Source organism: Lysinibacillus sp. GJ-1, from assembly GCF_021166035.1.
Classification (GTDB): domain Bacteria; phylum Bacillota; class Bacilli; order Bacillales_A; family Planococcaceae; genus Lysinibacillus; species Lysinibacillus sphaericus.
In genome coordinates, this window is sequence record NZ_CP088912.1 from 610,904 (window position 1) to 629,057 (window position 18,154).

At 36.3% G+C, this 18,154-nt stretch carries 12 protein-coding genes and 1 pseudogene; 9 read left to right on the forward strand and 4 right to left on the reverse strand.

What is annotated here, in order from left to right:
• The first annotated feature begins 81 nt into the window (after positions 1-81).
• Both LO754_RS02760 and LO754_RS02765 read left to right on the forward strand, forming a co-directional pair.
• Positions 82-639, forward strand: coding sequence for an S-layer homology domain-containing protein (locus LO754_RS02760; RefSeq protein ID WP_231785550.1), 558 nt, complete (start codon positions 82-84; stop codon positions 637-639).
• Complete coding sequence (locus LO754_RS02765; RefSeq protein WP_231785551.1) at positions 611-1,975, forward strand: N-acetylmuramoyl-L-alanine amidase; 1,365 nt, start codon at positions 611-613, stop codon at positions 1,973-1,975. Before LO754_RS02760 ends, LO754_RS02765 begins: the two co-directional genes overlap by 29 nt.
• Positions 1,976-2,067: 92 nt before the next feature.
• On the opposite strand, the gene LO754_RS02770 is transcribed toward LO754_RS02765, so the two are convergent.
• On the reverse strand, positions 2,068-3,996 hold the full coding sequence (locus LO754_RS02770) for an S-layer homology domain-containing protein (protein ID WP_108029399.1): 1,929 nt from the start codon (positions 3,994-3,996) through the stop codon (positions 2,068-2,070).
• A 274-nt stretch (positions 3,997-4,270) separates the two neighbouring features.
• On the opposite strand from LO754_RS02770, the gene LO754_RS02775 reads away from it, so the two are divergent.
• Positions 4,271-5,551 carry a membrane protein gene (locus tag LO754_RS02775; protein WP_024362448.1) on the forward strand — a complete coding sequence of 427 codons (1,281 nt, stop codon included), beginning with the start codon at positions 4,271-4,273 and terminating at the stop codon, positions 5,549-5,551.
• Between the two features lie 210 nt (positions 5,552-5,761).
• Here LO754_RS02775 and LO754_RS02780 read toward each other — a convergent pair whose 3' ends face one another.
• A complete protein-coding gene (locus LO754_RS02780) occupies positions 5,762-7,657 on the reverse strand; it encodes an S-layer homology domain-containing protein (protein ID WP_231785552.1) in 1,896 nt (631 codons plus the stop codon).
• 235 nt (positions 7,658-7,892) lie between these two features.
• Here LO754_RS02780 and LO754_RS02785 point away from each other — a divergent pair, with 235 nt between their 5' ends.
• The 6 genes and pseudogenes from LO754_RS02785 to LO754_RS02810 all read left to right on the forward strand — a co-directional run bounded on the left by LO754_RS02785 (position 7,893) and on the right by LO754_RS02810 (position 15,055).
• Entirely contained in the window at positions 7,893-10,157 is a 2,265-nt protein-coding gene (locus LO754_RS02785; protein WP_231785553.1) for an S-layer homology domain-containing protein, read from the forward strand.
• Between the two features lie 206 nt (positions 10,158-10,363).
• Positions 10,364-10,669 (forward strand): hypothetical protein, encoded by a 306-nt coding sequence (locus LO754_RS02790; RefSeq protein ID WP_231785554.1) that lies wholly within the window; start codon positions 10,364-10,366, stop codon positions 10,667-10,669.
• Positions 10,670-10,696: 27 nt separating this feature from the next.
• Positions 10,697-11,509 (forward strand): annotated as a pseudogene (locus LO754_RS02795) (polysaccharide pyruvyl transferase family protein).
• Complete coding sequence (locus LO754_RS02800; RefSeq protein ID WP_231785555.1) at positions 11,506-12,606, forward strand: glycosyltransferase; 1,101 nt, start codon at positions 11,506-11,508, stop codon at positions 12,604-12,606. Before LO754_RS02795 ends, LO754_RS02800 begins: the two are co-directional and overlap by 4 nt.
• Positions 12,603-14,141 (forward strand): murein biosynthesis integral membrane protein MurJ, encoded by a 1,539-nt coding sequence (murJ, locus tag LO754_RS02805; protein ID WP_024362453.1) that lies wholly within the window; start codon positions 12,603-12,605, stop codon positions 14,139-14,141. The genes LO754_RS02800 and murJ overlap by 4 nt, the downstream gene beginning before the upstream one ends.
• A gap of 311 nt (positions 14,142-14,452) precedes the next feature.
• Positions 14,453-15,055, forward strand: coding sequence for a TetR/AcrR family transcriptional regulator (locus LO754_RS02810; protein WP_231785556.1), 603 nt, complete (start codon positions 14,453-14,455; stop codon positions 15,053-15,055).
• Positions 15,056-15,221: 166 nt separating this feature from the next.
• Here LO754_RS02810 and LO754_RS02815 read toward each other — a convergent pair whose 3' ends face one another.
• Together LO754_RS02815 and brnQ are read right to left on the reverse strand one after the other, a co-directional pair.
• On the reverse strand, positions 15,222-16,610 hold the full coding sequence (locus LO754_RS02815) for a S41 family peptidase (RefSeq protein ID WP_231785557.1): 1,389 nt from the start codon (positions 16,608-16,610) through the stop codon (positions 15,222-15,224).
• Positions 16,611-16,719: 109 nt separating this feature from the next.
• The gene (gene brnQ / locus LO754_RS02820) at positions 16,720-18,042 is read right to left on the reverse strand and encodes a branched-chain amino acid transport system II carrier protein (RefSeq protein WP_229388545.1); all 1,323 of its coding nucleotides are present in this window, start codon (positions 18,040-18,042) and stop codon (positions 16,720-16,722) included.
• Between the last annotated feature and the right edge of the window lie 112 nt (positions 18,043-18,154).

Here is an 18,154-nt window from a genome sequence, read left to right on the forward strand (position 1 = left end):
TACAATCTATGATAGTTTTGCAAGTGAATTTTTGTTAAAATGAACACGAGAACACGAAACATGAAGGGAGGAAATAAGACATTGTACTTTAAAAAAATCAGTCTTATATTATGCGTCTTATTCATTTCAGCTTCTATGTTTACGATACATAGTGCAAATGCAAGTGGTGGTTTTGAAGATGTTACACCAAAGCATGAAGCTTATGAAGAGATCAATTATTTAGTTAGTTTAGGTGTTATAAAAGGATATACAGAAAAAGGTAAAACGTATTATAAACCGAATAATACGGTAACACGTGGACAAGTTGCCAAAATGGCAGTTGTGGCTTCAGGTAATAAACCATTAACGGTTAGCAAGTCCAACTTTTCAGATGTAACGGTTGGTACAGAGCTTTCAGGTTATGTTGAACGTGCTATCCAATTAGGGTTCTTTAAAACAAACATAACTGGTCAGTTTTTACCAAACAAGCCTTTAACTCGTGATGAAATGAGTTATGTATTAACAAAAGCATTTAAATTGGATGCAAGTGAATACGAAAATATGGATTCTCCTTTTGTGGATGTAGCGATTACAAATCCTTACGTTCAATACGTCAATGCGATTTACTATAATGGTATTACAAAAGGAAAAAAACTATAATCCAAATAGCTCGGTAACACGTGCACAATTTGCATTATTTGTTGCTCGTGCAAAAAGTGAAAAATATCGTTTAGAGCTACCTGTAAAAGGTGTAGCTGTTCCTGATACATCACAAGTAATTGGTTTAGTTCAAGTGACAACAGATGGCTTGAATATTCGTAAATCAAAAGATTCAAATTTGAGTACAAACATTGTAGGTACAGTCAATAAAGGCGGAAAACTATCAGTCTATGCAATTGAAGGAGACTGGTTAAAAGTAACGTATAAAGGTGCCTTTGCTTATATTTATAAAACGTACGCACAGTTTTTAGATGCAGATGGTAATGCATTAGGCAAAATTCAAAAAGAAGTAAAGACAACACAAGGTATTAATCTTTATGTGAAGCCAACTTCTTCTTCTAAAATCATTTCAACAGTTAATAGTAATGTTAAACTGCCTGTCTACAAGACGGTTAATGGCTACCATTTAACAATCGTAAATGGCTTGCCAGGTTATGTTGTTGCAAATAGCACAGAGGATGTAGAAGTAGAACAGCCTTCAAAACCAGATCCAACGCTTCCACCTGTAACAGGAGGAGATTTACTAGGTCGTGCAACTGTTGATAGTTTAAATGTTCGTAAAGAAGCGAACTCTACTTCAACGGTATTAGGTAAATTAAGCAAGAGCGATTATGTGCATGTCAACAGTATTAATGGCTATTGGGCTGAAATCACTTTTGATGGTCAAAAAGGTTACGTGCATAAATCGTATTTAAAACTATTAAACCAAAATGGCAATCCACTTAAAAATCGTATTATCATTCTTGACCCTGGTCACGGTGGTAAAGATCCAGGCGCTGTAGTAGGTTCCCAATCAGAAAAAGCTATTACCTTAAAAGTTGGGACACTTGTACGACAAAAGCTGGAAGCAGCTGGAGCAAAAGTGTCAATGACACGTACAGGTGATACGTACCCATCACTGCAAGATCGCGTTGACTTTACAGATGCAAACTATGGCGAAATCTTTGTTAGTATTCATGTAAACTCAGCATCTAGCACCTCTGCACAAGGTACTGAAACATATTATGCTGTGACAACAGGAGATATGTATCAAGAAGATATTGATTTAGCTACTTTTGTAAATAACCAAATTGTGAATAACTTAAACATGAAAAATCGTGGCGTGAAAGAACAACAATATTATGTTATTCGTAACATGTTAATTCCATCGATTCTAGTTGAACTAGGCTTCCTAACGAATAGTGAAGACCGAGGTAAAATGACAGATGATCAATATGTTGAGTTATTTGCTGAAGCGATTTATAAAGGAATTTATCAATACTACGCAAAACAATAATCAAAAGAGCTACATTGTTCAAAATATGAACTGTGTAGCTCTTTTTTATTTGGATTTAACTGGCGATAGTAGATTTTGATCCTAATCAAAATCTATTTCGCATTTGCGTGTAACGTACGATTAACAAATTGAGCAAAGTTTTGGCGGGATACTGTATTGTTTGGCTTAAATGTTTGATCTGCATAGCCCGTTGTTATATTTAACGCATAGAGCGCTTGAATATCTTTAAAATAGATATGAGATGTAGGAACGTCAGAAAATGATTTACTAGAATAGCCTTGTAACTTAAAACCTTTAACAAGTGCATGTGCCATAGCAGCACGCGTCATTGGTTGGTGCGCGTTGATTTTACCATCTTCTAAAGTAATAATCCCGTAACGAACGCCTGTAGCTAATACTGAATAACCATAATCGCCTGCTTTAATATCACTGGCGTTCAATGTTGCTGAACTTAAAGGTGAAATCCCTAGTGCACGTAACACCATTTCGGTAGCTTGCAAGCGTGTTAATGTGCCTTGGGGATTAAATTTGCCATTACTGCCTTTCACAACACCAAGTGCATGTAAGTTTTTAATATCATCATAAGCAGCACTTGATTTTGGTACATCTTGGAAGAAAGAGGCAGTGCCAATAGAGGCCTTATTGGAACCTTTTGTGCGTGTGAGCGTTTTAATTTCTGCAATAGTTGCAAATTTTTCGTCTGCATTTTTACGATCATCACGACCTTCAATGAAGGAAGTGCGTATCGTATACGTTCCAGCGGCTAAATTTCCAGGCATCAAGATTTGATATTTTTCCGAGTGGGTACTAATATCTTTCCGGTCTGCGTTCGATGTTGTCGCGTCTGCGGCTAGACCTGGTATGTAACGATCGTGCCCCTTTCCGACAATACGGTCGTTCGCATCAACAATTTCTACTTTTAACGTACCACGAGCAGGCACATTACCGTTGTTTTTTACTGTTACTGTAGAGTAAAAGACAAATTGACCAGATGGCGCTACATAACTTTGCACACCGTCAGAGTATAGAGAAAGATTATAGCGGCGTGGCACATATCCATCGTGATCTTCGGCAACCCAATGTAAAGCGTGCTTCATAAATACTTGAGCATCTGTGTCGCCCCGTGTGGTCGAGTAAGCAGCACCGTTTTCATTGTCTTGCCAGTCTGCTTTCACATTAATCGTCATATAATCGAAAATTTTGAAGCCGATTTGTACAACTCTTCCTTTGCCATATTCAATGGCATGAGCTGCACCAAATTCATTTTTCTTCATCGTTTGTGGCTTATCGGTATAGTTGTAATTCGAGAAATATAAAATCGGTGAAGCGGAGCCACCTTGCCAAGGTTTTATAATTTCAACCCACTCTTTATCCGATTTTGTCAGACTAAGCGTGCTTTTACCGAGCTCTTTTGTGGCGTTTTGGATAATTGGGTGAACTGAATTTGCATTGCTAATGGTCGCGTTACCTAGCACAATATCGTCAATAAAGCGTGCATTGAAAACTTCTGATAAGTTATCCCATTCCATCACCCAAGAGTCGACATCATAGATTAATGGAGAAAGATCCATTTGACCAGCCTTCGGAAATTTTGCTGATTCATTACGTGCTGTTTGGAATGCAAAAATAGCACCGCCACCATTTCGAACGTATATTTTGATATTTTCGCGTTGTTGATGATTCATCATGACCGTGTATGGAAAGACGATTGCATCATATTGACTTAAGTTTTCTAGGTTGTTTAAGTCCTTTTCGAAAATTTTCTCTACATGGAAGCCTTGTTGCTGATATAAAAGGTATGCTTTAAGTTCTTTGTTATACGTTGAACTATAGTCGACCTTTGGAGATACTGTTTGTCCCTCATATGTACCACCAGGGTGTGTAGTGTTGGCATATTTTTCACTACTTTCAGAGAAAACAATGCCGATTTTTTGTGTTGTAGCTTGGGCCTTTATCGGAGATAGCATTGCAACAAGCAAACAAGCACAGACAGCGATGAAGGAAATAACATATTTCTTCAATAAATCCACATCCTTGCTTTTTATTTTTCTCAAAACTCGTATTACTAAATTTCATCATACACCTAAATATTAACTGATTCGCAGAGAATTAGGTAAAAATGAAATTTTTTAGCTTTTTTATGTAAATTCAATTCAATCCTTTCTATAAGTCTAACCGTATTTATGATATAATAACCTTTGTTTTTGTAGGGAAAACTAAAGAATATAATAGTGATGACAACTATTGATTCATGATAGAGGAGGGCAATAACATCTTTTTAGATGTATTACATGTATGAATAAACTGAAGCAAGTTTTCACAAAGGTCAATAAGATTGATACGTTTTCACCGTATTTCTTTTTACCTTTTATATTAGTGCTATATTTCTTTACGAGTCTATTTGATTTTCATCGATTTGAATTATTTAATGTTCGTGTATCCATTTTACCAGCAGTATTAGTTGCGCTTGTTTGCTATTACCTTGGTGTATATATAATCGATAGATTACAGTGGACAATCCCAACATTTGGGCTATCGTTCTTAGGAAAATATGTGATTCACTTTGTTGTGTTATTAACGTTAATCGGATTAGCTTCTTATTTAATGATGATCTTTGGCGGGGGTTTAGGAATTTCCGATGAATCCAATCGTCGTAATCTTGATCCAAAACTAAACTTCTTTAGCCAGTTATTATGGTACGGAATTTTACTATTATTATCTTACAAAATGATTTTAGAAAAGAATATGACGTGGAAGAAAGCAATAATATACGGCTCAATCTTTGCTGTTGTAATGTTCCTATTCTTATTAATGGGCTATCGTACGCCTTTAATTATTATGCTATTTACTGGAATTATTATTTTCCACTATGTTGTGAAACGTGTAAAATTAACTTGGTTCTTAACGGCATTATTTGTTATTGGTGTAGCATTCTCAATGTTCGGTTTCTTACGCGTGGTGACAGAAGATACTACGAAAGAATTTAATAATCGCGATCAACCAGATGTAGAACTGACAGAGACGGAAAAAGAAAAACTGTTAACAGTTGAGCAAAAAGTAAACTTAACGCCAAAATGGATGCGTTCATTAAATGGTGAAAGTGTAACAGGTCATATCGTTTTAAGTAAAATTATTGAGTACACACAAGAAGAGGGTTATTTAAACGGTCAAATTCATAAAGGTATCTTTAATACGATTCTTCCTGGTGAGCAAATTTCACCACGTATGAAGGTGACAGAGGTTGTTAACTCTTTAAGTGTGGAAGAAGGTAAATTTATTACACGACCTACAAGAACGACAACACCAACCTTTATTGGACAGCTATTCCTAGATGGTGGCTATGCGCTTGTGGCAATTGGTTTCTTATTGTACGGTGTGTTAATTTCATTAATCTATAATAAAGTGAAACAAGGTGGCATTCGCAGTTTCCACTCAGTAGCGTACGCATTTGTCATTACATTGTTTACCGTGTCTATGCACACTGGATTACTTGATTTAATCTTTATTTTAATGTTAGGCTTCGTCGTCATTGCATCGGCAATTATTAAAACCGAGCAAAGAAAACTTAAATATTAAAAATGAAGGGCTGTCCTATTTTAGGCAGCCCTTTTGTTTTTGTAATCGCGGGTAAACGTGTGTGATTCGCGGATAAACAGCTATATTTCGCGGGTAAATCACAAAAAATCGCGGGTAAACATGTGCATTCCGCGGGTAAGTCACACCCACACCGATGGAATCATAAAAAAAAGCGCCATCCAATTTTAGCTATTGGATTGGCGCTATTTCTTATTTCACTGTATCTATCAGCTTAATATAATCTTTACTAATGTAAGCAGAGCCTGTATGAAGTTTGTCAGACAGTACTTCATGCCAGCCATTGATGTCCGTGTTAACGATGATAACTGGCATACCACTGCGCACATATGTGAAGAGTGGACTATTACTAGTTGAAGTCTCTAAACGAACATTTAAGCCCGCAGTAGTTGTTAAGCCAATTTTATATGGATTATTTGCATCTTTGAAGCCTAATGCTTTTTCAGCACGGTAGTAGTGGCCAGCAATTTTTGCACCCCAAAATGGATCGGATGCATATTTTACGTTAAAGCCAAGTGCCTTAGAACCAACTACAGCACCATTTGCGTAGTTTCTACCTGGAGAACCACCTGGCGTTATATAGTTTGGTTGTAAAAACTTCTCAACAAGTTCGTTAATGTTAGTAGCGACGCTATCGAATTTTTTGTTAAGTGGGTTTGTGTCATAAACATATAAACCAAATAGGTTGTTTAAGTTTTGAGCATGGTCACTCATACCATAAGCACTTTCATGTTGCGCAAGTGCCAATATTAGCATGGCATTAATTTTTGAGTTTGCCTCAACTTCTTTTAACGTCTTTCCTAAACCAATTAACTTACTTTTTGTTGTAGCATCTTTATAAAGCGTAATACCTGTACTTTCAATCTCAGCAAGCTTATTCAAAATGTAAGCATCAATTTCTTCTGCTGTATACTGAGTTGTTGCGCGTGCAGGTAAAAATTGATAATAGTTATAAGCTTCACCTTTCGAAGAACCATTTCCATTGGTGAAATAAATGCCATTCCAGCTATAGTATTTTTCACCTTGTTTCATGAAGGCAGGTGCTTTTCCGTAAACATAGCTTGAAGAATATTTATTTGTTTTGTAATCGTATAGCGTATGTTTAATTTCACCATTTTCGACGGAGTAGTAAGAGCGTCCTTTACTTAGGGAAAAAGGAATTAACGTGACATCTGCTTGTTTTAAATAGCCAACCTGACCTGCTAATCTCACTTTTACTTGTGTGGCATCACTGCTGATATATTCCATCTCTGTATTACCTGCAACAGCGATTTGGTCTTTAATCGTTTCAGAATAAAGTGCAACATAATTATTCGTGACAACATAGCCGGAGGACATTTTCACAATTTTATCTTTTTGGACAATCACTTGTGTATTTTTTGTGATTGCTTTTTCAGCAGCTTCAAAACTTGAAAAGCCTTTATTGCCAACTAGTGTACCATTTGAAATTTCCTTAATCGCATACGTTGAAACGTCGGCAGCTCCATCACCAGCTAGTAACATCAAACGTTGAATGAACGTTGCAGCTTGTCCAATTGTTGCATTTTTTTCGGGCATAAAGTAGCCATCAGAACCAATGATGATGCCTAACTGTGCACCGATTGCTACAGCAGAACGGTAGTCTTTAATAATAGAAGCATTATCCTTAAATGTAATGGATGACGTACCTTTAGGAATTTTTAAATAATCAATAGCTCTCTCCAACATAATGGCCATATGTTGTCTTGAAATGGCAGCATCAGGCTTAAATGACCCGTCTATGTAGCCAGTTATAATGCCGGCTGTAGCAGCAAGCTGAATATCGGTTGCATACACATATGTATCAGGTACATCGGTAAATACCATACCGTTATTCCCTTCAAGCTTCATGACCTTTGCTAAATACGAAGCAAATTCTCCGCGTGTAACATTGTCATTAGGGCGGTAACTGCCATTAGCATCCGTTACTATAGCATTTTTTGAAATTAAATAACGAAGACCCTTTTCGTGTGCATGCCCTGAAAGTTCATCGGCAGATGCTAGTTGGGGTTGCCAAAAGAGCAAGCTAACTATTGTCATAATCAATGCAATGATTGATAGTTTTTTCATATTTTTTAACCTCCTAAACTTTAACATCATTTTACCAAAGTTAAAGAGTTGAGATAAGGTTAAATATGCGTATTATCATAAAATGCGTCAATATAAACAGTTTTTTTACCAATTATATGAAACTGGAAAATAGCTTAAATGTTCCATAGCTATTTTGGCATATTTTTGATAATCTTATAGAAGAAAAACATAGAAGGGAAGGTGAGGGCTCTACATTTCATGAGGAGCGCGAAAAATGAAAAGAATAGCAAAAATTTTACTGATTTTAGTTGTAATGATGTCGATTGTTGTTAGTCCGCTAAATGCCTATGCATTTCAAACAGTAAAGAAGGATTACCCACTTTCAAAAGGTGTGCAGTATAACCAATATACATACAGCAATACCTATACAAACTCTATTAATCACTTAACGATTAATGTTGGTGATGCAACGACAGAAGTACAATTAGGAATGCCCGCAGCAGTCAATGGAAAAGAATCGACAGTAGCAAATGCGAATCGTCATTCTCGTGAGGGAAATCGAGTAGTTGGTGCTATTAATGCAAGTTTTTATAATATGTCTGAAGGCTATCCATTATTTTTACTAGCTAAAAATAATGTTATTTTAAATGGTGGTGCAGTTTCAAACGGTTCCGACCAATATATGAACGTTCCAACGGCTTTTGGTATGAATTCGGATGGTCGTGGGGTCATTGATTATTTTGATTTTGACGTCACACTAGCCCATAATGGCACGAAATATGAAATGTCAGGCTTAAATCGTATTCGTAATATAAATGAAGCGATTATTTACACACCACAGTTTTATAGTAAAACAACAGATACAAATGAATTCGGATTTGAAATGGTAGTAGACACAGGTTCACCGATTACAGAAAATACATTTGGTCAAACGTTAACTGGTAAAGTCACACAAATTAAGCCTTACGGTTCGAAAGATAAATTAACGATTCCATCTACTGGCTTCGTTGTATCTTTACAGGGTGGCGATTGGCACAAAAAGTTAAGCCATGTAGCGGTTGGCGATGAAATGAGTGTTAACTTTTCAATTGACCAACTTTGGCAAAATGCACAATTTATCTTAGCTAGCGGTCCTTATCTAGTAAAGGATGGCAAACCTTATATTATGATGAGCACAACAAGTTCACGTGCAAAAGAAGTTGCGCCACGTACAGTAGTGGCTACAAGTAATAATGGACAAACTGTACATTTCATTACAGTAGACGGACGTCAAAGCCATAGTAAGGGCATGAATATGGTGCAACTTGCTAATTATTTAGTGGCACTTGGGGTTGATAGAGCCCTTAATTTAGATGGCGGTGGTTCAACAACGATGGGAATTCGAAACTACGGCAGTAATAATGTTGTTTTAGCGAATTTACCTTCTAATTCAGGGAATACACAACGTCTTGTATCTGCCACACTACAAGCGGTAAGTACGGCGCCAAATGGCAAGGCGACACACATTAAATTTACGAATAGTACAAACTATGCAACATTGTTAGTAGGTGCTTCATCGAGTGTCGCAGTACAATACGTTTTAGATGATAACTTTACGACACTACCACTAGATGGTCATGTAACGTTGGCTTCTCAAAACCAAACATTACAGATTAATGGTTTAAGCTATACAGCAACGCAAGCTGGTGAGGAACGCATTTACATCGGCTATGATGGCGCCGCGGTACAATCATTCCAAGTCAAAGTAGTAGATGCTCCTACAACAATGGCTGTTATGCCAAGCTCTAAAACAGTTGGAGCAGGTGAATCTGTGAAATTTACTATCGACGCAAAAGATGATGCAGGTAAGCCGATTGTTTATGATCCATCTCAAGTGAAATGGTCCGTAGAAGGCAATATTGGTACCATTACAAGCGATGGTAAGTTTACCGCACAAAATGCTGGTACAACAGGTAAGGTCATTGCAACTTTAGGTACGAAGAGTCAAGTTGCTACGGTTACTGTAGCGAAGCCAGCGCTATTTAAAGATATTCCAAATAATTACGTATACTTTAAAGAGATTGAATATTTAACGTCTCAAAATATTATTACGGGACAGGCTGATGGAACATTTAGACCGAATGACAAACTGACACGTGCACATGCAGCTGTCATTATTAGCCGTGCACTAGGTTTAAATACAAAAAATGTGAAAAATCCAAACTTCAAAGATATACCGGCAAATCACATTTACTTTAAAGAAATTGCAGCCGTTGTAGAAGCAGGCATTATGAGTGGCCGCGAAAACAATACTTTTGACCCGAATGCAACATTAACACGAGCACAAATGGCGAAAATTGTTGCCATCGCATATCAATTAAATGGAACAAGTGGTATTGCCTTTAAGGATGTTCCAAAAGATCATTGGGCGTATACATTTGTACAACAACTAGCTGCTAACAAAATTACGACAGGCTATGATGGTAACATTTTTAAACCAAATGAAGCGATTAGTCGAGCACATTTCGGTTTGTTCCTTTATAGAGCAATTCATAAGTAAAAGTTAGCAATAGATGACTAGCAGAAGCAAAAATAAAGTAGTACTTTTTTGCTGTTTTATAGGATTTAGTATTGTCATAAGGTGCTAGAAAAGGGGGGAATCTCGTTGAAATTCGGGGCTCCCCTTTTTTTTACTATTTTTAAAAAGAACGAATAAGTGCAATTGTGGTATAATCTCTGTATTAAAAAGTAAAAGGATGTTTTTTAATGAAAATAGGCATTGTGGGGAATTACGGCAATGATAATAATGGTGATGAATCAATATTATACGGCATTCTTCAACAAGTAAAACAAACATTTTCGGTAACGAGTGACGACATTACCGTTTTTAGTAATAACACACAACAAACATCCGCGCGTTATGGGGTACATAGCTATCCATTGTATTATAAAAAGGGCAACTTATATAAAACGTTTATCCATACGTATAAAAATAACAAACAATATGTAGCAAACTTTGACCTCCTCATTATTGGTGGTGGTGGTATTTTAATGGATTTTTATAAGCGTTAGGCCCATCTTTATGGAACATATGCAATGATGGCAAAACAAAATAATATTCCCTACATTATTTACGGATGTGGTGCAGGACCACTAGATACATTTTCAGGAAAAATTAGTATCCGTGTTATGTGTCGTTATGCAGCAAATATCTCTGTGCGTGATCCTCAGTCTAAAAAACTTTTACACAGTATTGGGGTCAAAAAACCGATAGAAGTCATTGGTGACCCTGCATTTACGTTAAAAGGGGATCGCAAAGATTACGCGGAAAAGCCAATAAAAATTGGTGTTTCAGCTGTTCCGTACTATAATGCAAACTATTGACCAGAAGGAAATGTAGCAAAATACGATGCATATGTAACAGGTATGGCGAAAAATTTAGATCAAGTCATTTCTGAGCAAAACGTTCACATTACATTTTTTGCAACAAAGTTTCCGCAAGATGTAACCGTGACAAAAGATATTCAGAAAAAAATGCAACATCATGCTCATACAGAAATAATTGAGGAAAATCTTGTGCCTGAACGTTTACTTGAAGTAACAGGCGAGCAAGATATTATAATTGGTACGCGTTTACACTCGCTAATATTGGCGACCAATTCAGAGACTCCCATTATTGCTGTATCCTATCATACAAAGGTGCAGGATTTTATGTCCTTTGTCGGCGCATCAGATCGATGCTTACAGATGCAGGATATAGAAGATGATGAGAAAGCTCTTTCTAAATTAGTTGGCAAACTAAGTAGCAATTGGGAACAGTCAATTGCAGAGACGAAACAAATTGCTACACATATTCATAAAGAGGCCATGTATGGTCAGGAATTAATGAAAAAGGCAGTGACACGTCTATGAAAAAAATACTCGTCATTAGTAATATGTATCCTTCATCTGATCATTTATCATTCGGTATTTTTGTAAAAAACCAAGTGACAGCACTTGAAAAAGCTGGACTAGACGTTGAAATAGCAGTGAATACAAACCCAGCTACAGGCAAGAAAAACACGATTGTCAAATATGCTAAATGGGGATTTTCTACATTAATGAAGGGTTTGAAATATCGAAAATCAATCGATGTAACACATGCACACTATGTGTTTCCTTCAGGGATGTTATCGTTACTTTTAAAGAAAATGTTTGGTATACCGTACATTGTTACTGCTCATGGTGGGGACATTGAACGTATGGCAAAGAAAAATGCGAGAATTCGCAATTGGACAGCGAGCATTTTACGTGAAAGTGACCATGTTATTGCAGTAGGTCCCGTGTTAGCAAAACAAATCGAGCAAGACTTTGATATAGCACCCGACAAAATCTCTGTTGTTAGCATGGGTGTCAATCGTCATGTATTTTCAAAGGGGAGCCAGGCTGAAGTACGTCAACAATTGCAATTAGCGAAAGAACCATTTATTTTTCTTTTTGTAGGCAATGTCATTAAGCAAAAAGGCGTTGAGGAACTTTTGCAGGCATTCCAAATGTTAAAAACAAAAGTGGAGCGACCTATCGAGCTGAAAATCATAGGATCTAGAAGAGATGAAAGTTTTTTCCAATCCTTGCAACCATTCTTCAGTGAAGACGTCAAATTTATAGACCCACTAAAACAACAAGAACTTGTAAAGTGGTTCCAGGCAAGTGATGTCTTTGTGTTACCATCACATTTAGAAGGTTTTGGTCTTGTAGCATTAGAGGCACTAGCAACAGATACGCCTGTCATCGCTTCTAAAGTAGGTGGGCTTGTATCGCTACTTGGTGAAGGGGCAGGGCATTTAGTGGAGCCTGGGAACGCTATGGCTTTATCTGAGGAGATGCTGCGTGCAGTGAACACGCCGAAAGATCAATATATGAATCGTGAAGCGGTTAATGAAATATTAGCTATTCACGATGAAAAAAATATTACAGCTAGATGTATAGACATTTATAAGTCGACCATTAAAGGTAGGGATGACTTATGAATAAATTTATTAAAATTGTAGGGGCAGTAGCGATTATTAATATCGTTGCCCGTGTTTTCGGCTTTTTACGTGAAATGATTATCGGATTTCAATATGGGAGTTCCCATATCGCTGATAGTATTTTTACAGCTTACACCATTCCCAATTTTTTATATTTAGTAGTTGGTGGCGCTTTTACGACAGCCGTTATCTCAATTTATAATCGGGAAACAACAGACCGAGCATTATTTGTAAAACAGTCCTTTACGATTGTACTGTTGACTGTGTCTATTATGACGATTATTTTATTAGCATTTACCAATCCAATTATGGATATGTTCAACCAAGGTAAAAATAAAGATGATTATAGTCAAAGTGATTTAGACTTATTGAAAAACTTGTACTTTTGGATGATGCCATCATCTATCTTACTTGTTTTATCATCTTGGTATAGTGGTTTACTGAATGTAAACGAAAAATTTCACTTATCAAGCTTTGCCATTTTAATTTACAACGCGATTTTCCTAGTCATTGCTGTTGGATTATCTTATATTCCAGGAATCGGGCCACTTGGATATGGTATTAGTGCTTTAGCTAGTGCGGCGATAATGGTGTATTTCTTAATAATTGGTTATCGCAAATTAGATTCCCATAAAGTTGGTTTTTCTTTGGAGCGAAATGTTTCTTCGAAGCAATTATGGATTATGGTGTTACCAATAATGCTCGGAGGAGCGACGATTCAACTGTACGCCTTATTACAGCGTGTTTTTGCTGGTATGCTTTCAGAGGGGGCTGTGGCAGCTGTGAACTATTCTTCCAAGCTGATGCAATTCCCGCAAGCGATTTTAATTACAGCTGTGACAACAGTAATTTATCCAATTTTGAGTCAAAAAGAAGCCAACAATGACCTTGTGTCAATCAAGAGCCTTTATTCTAAAGGGCTACACTATCTACTATTGCTACTTGTACCAGTAACAATATATTCTTACTTTTACGCTGAAAACCTGATTCAGGTGATATTCCAGTATGGTAAATTCAATGCTTACTCGACAGCCATTACTGCACCTGTATTAGCAATATTCGTGTTGTCCATGTATTTCTTAGCGGCAAATACGTATATCACGCGTTTCTATTATGCAAAGGGCGACTCCATGGCGCCAGTTATTTTTAGTTTAATCAATGTATTTGGTGTCAATATTGCTGTTATTATGTTGATGGTAGAAAATTACGGTGCTGAGGCTATTGCATGGGGTACATTAATTAGTTCCATTACAAACTTTATGATGCTTATTTTTTATGCAATACCTAAATACGACTTGAAAATGGGCATCTTTAGCAAAGAGTTACAATTTTTCAGAGCGGTGCCACCAATGATTGTCATTGCGGTAGTTATGTATTACTCCAGCCACTATTTAGTATTTGAATACAAGTGGTTAACGTTTATTGTAGGTCTAGCTATCTTTATTGCTGTCTTTGTAGGTTCCTACTTAGTATTTGGTATCAAAGAAGTAAAAGAATTTACGGATAAACTGAAAAAGAAGTTATTAAAGCAATAAGCATTATGGTTAAAATAAAATGCGCGAAAAGCATGTTGGAAGTAGTACTTCCAGCATGCTTTTTGTATTTCTTGTCAAGCATAAATCAATTCTGTTTAAGGTAATGCTTTTAGCTTATTACATTGCTTTTCAATAGATTAGAAAAGTACCAAACATCATATTTTGTTGAATATGCATAGTGTAATTTTTGGAATTATATTATAATTAACATTATTCAGATAGTGAAAAGTAAAATGTTGGGTTTTGTGATGGTTTACTATTTAAAATTAATTTTTAAACAGGGTAATAATTTTTAACAGAGTAAGGTGACAATGATGGCAAGAGGTAGGAAAATCAACTCAAATGGTGAAAAAAGTAAACAATTATTACTGGAAAAAGCTGTGGAGCTTTTCGCTGAAAGGGGATACCATGCTACGAAAATAAGCGATATAGTGAAAGCAGCAGATGTAACACAGCCCACATTTTATTTATATTTTAAAAGTAAAGAATCGCTTTATGAGGACTTAAACATACAATTTCAGCTTGGATTTTATGAGATTATGGACAATCATTCCGAACAGGCTGAAAAAGGGCTGGAAGGCTTTATTCATATGCTAGAACATAAATTATATTTGATGTTTCTCTATATTATTGAAAATCCAAAGTTAACGAAAATTGGCTTTTTTGAATCGAAACAATCATCAAGCGTTAAATCGCAGCTTACACAGCGATTTATTGAGCTAGTTTATCGACATGATTGTGATAGATTGTTTAAATTACAAAATATCGATATCAAAATAGTTGCGGATAGTTTTGTTGGCTCTTTTGAACGTTTAATATTAACGAATTTACTAGAACAAAAAAGCAAGCCATGTGAACTTGCGCGAAATTTAGTTCATGTCTTTTTTATATTAAAAGAACCTCCATATGTGTGATAGAAAATTCAGTGAGTGAAAAATCCTTCTCAATATAGGGAGGGATTTTTTATTTTCGTTTCAGACGCGCTCTTGGTTGGGGCACATAAAAGGGGATGTTATATAAAAAAGCGTTTGATTTCCGCTTTGGAGCGACAAATCAAACGCTTTTATTCATGGCTTGTTGTTAGTTAGTTACTGCAATATGAAGATAAATACCTTTTTGCAGTTTGTCACCTGTAGGTTTTTGAATAGTTGGATGAACGAGCAACATATATTCTTGGCCTTTTCCTAAAGGATTTTTAGGTGTAACGAGTAAGGAATTGTCTTTTCCTACTTTTGTAGTAATTGGAATTTCGTCTCCGCCTAAAGCAATAAGCTGTACACTTCCTTCAGGAATTGGTGAAGAGAATGCTTGCGAAAACTTAACTACAAATGTTTTTGTAGTTGGTACATTTTTTAGGCTTACTAGTTCCTGATACTCTTTGTATTGTGCTTTAATGGCATCGTAATGAGCTTGGAAGAGAGGTGCCGTCTTCGTTTGAATAGTTGGTTTCACGCCTACTTCGTTAATCGTTTGACCAGCAGGACCTGTAAATTTACCCACAGTAAGCTTTAAATAACTACCGTCATGTAATTCAAAGAAACCTTGCATTGCGCCCTTACCATAAGTAGTTTCACCATATAGAATCGCCGATTGTTGATCTTGTAACGAAGCTGCAAGCATTTCTGAAGCACTTGCACTATAGCGATTTACTAAAATACGTGTATCAGTTGGGAATTTCATGTTTTGTTGTGCTGCACGCACTTCATAAGAGGCATGGGCTTCCTGTAATAAATAGGCGATTTTTGCTTTTGGGAATAATCCAGTCAGCTGTTCAGCTGTTGCAACATAGCCTCCACCATTATTTTGTAAATCTAAAATAAAAGAAGTAGCACCACGTTGCTTAAGCTGAGTCAGTGCGTCTTTCACTAGTTGTGCGCCATCTTCAGAGAAAGAAGACATTGCTATGTAGCCAACATCACCAAACAATAAAGCAGATTCTACGTTTGGTAGTGTGAATTTTTTACGTGTAATAGTTTTAGTAGAAGTAGTCCCATTCTCGTGTAATAGCTTAACTTGCACATCGGTGCCTTCATTACCGATTAGCAGGGAAGAGGCTTCCTGAGTTGAGCTATCTACAATGGATTGACCATTAATGCCGATGATTATATCTCCTGCCACGACACCAGCTTCAGCTGCTCCACTTTCTTCAATTACTTGTAAAATATGAATGCCGTCATCATGCTCTTCAATGACAACACCAATACCGATTGTCGACATATTAATGCTATTCATAAATTCTTCAAATTCTTGCTTAGTAAAATATGTTGAGTAAGGGTCTAACATATTAATGATTTCTGAAATAGTTTTCGCATTTTGTAAGTTACCATTTACTTTACCAACATAATTTTCTGTAATGATTTCCTTTATTTCCTCAACGAGTTGCTGTTCGTTATTTGCAGCAGAAGCGTTTGATAAAGGAAATAGGATAACACTCAGTATAAAAATGAAGGACCATAATACTTTTTTCATAAGACACCTCTTTTCTAATGACTTATGTTTATTATACATGAATTACCAAATTACAGCGAATGAAAACAGACACGTCTATAAAAGGAAGACGTGTCTGTTTGTTTGAAGTTTAGTTTTTGTTAAAAAGCTTATGAATAATAAAACCTATAATTGTACCAATCATTGCAGGAACAAGCCAACCAAGGCTTTGCTCATACAGTGGCAAAATATTTAAAATATTCTCATAAGAAGTAAACGTGATTTTCATCTGTTTTAAGCCATCGTAAAGACTGACAAAGAATGTCGGAATTAACGCCAACACATAAACAATTCGTCCACCTTTAAAGAAATGATCGACAAGTGATAACACCATCAGTACGATTGCAAGCGGATAGATAATTAATAATACTGGAAGTGAAGTATTAATAATTGTCGATAATCCAACATTTGTAATTGCTACACTAAATAACGTAAAGACGATTAAAAATGTTTTATATGAGATTTGTGGAAATAGCTTATTGAAAAACTGTGCATTGGCTGTCAACAAGCCCACAGCAGTAGAAATACAAGCTAATAAAATCGTAATTGATAAAATAATACTGCCAAAATCCCCAAAAAGGTATTCTGCTGATTTTGCAATGATGACGCCACCATTATCAGATGTACCAATTGCTCCAATGCTTGTATTGCCGATATAGCCAAGTGAAATATAAACAAAGGCCAAGCCAATGGCAGCGACAATCCCTGCAAAAATGGTTGTTTTGACTTGCTTTCTAGTATCGTTCATTCCCATACCACGTAACGCCTGTAAAATAACAATACCAAATACGAGAGCACCAAGAACATCCATCGTTAAATAGCCTTGTACAAAACCTTCGTAAAATGGTGAATCCGTGTAATTTCCAACCGCTGTGCCTGATTCACCCATTGGGGTAATAAAGCTCTTAACAGCTAGTAGTAAAATAACAATTAAGAGCGCAGGGGTTAAAATTTTCCCTACACGATCGACAAGTTTCGATGGGTTGAATGCTAAATAAAGTATTAAAGCAAAAAATACTATAGATGTAATGAATAGTGGAGCCCAATGTTCTTGTGCTGCCTCTGAAAGAAATGGCACAATGCCGATTTCATATGACACAGAGCCTGTACGTGGAACAGCGAAGAAAGGCCCAATTGCTAAATAGACAATTGAAGTGAATATGATACCGAAAATTGGATGAACACGACTGGCAAGTAGTTGTAAATCGCCGCCTGCTTTTGCAACTGCAACGATTGCCAGTAAAGGTAAGCCTACGCCTGTTATTAAAAAGCCAACCATGGCTGTTGTAATATGTTCACCAGCTTGTTGCCCGAGCAACGGTGGAAAGATAATATTACCTGCCCCTAAGAACAAGGCAAAAAGTAATAAGCCTACAGCTAAATTCTCTTTGATGAAAACTAAGATGTTTCTCATAAATAATAAAAACTCCTTTATAATTGAAAAGCTAAAACTTTCTAAAAATTTTAAATACAGAAATGTATGTTATCATAGGACTATTAAACTTGCAATTATTACAGTAATGCTA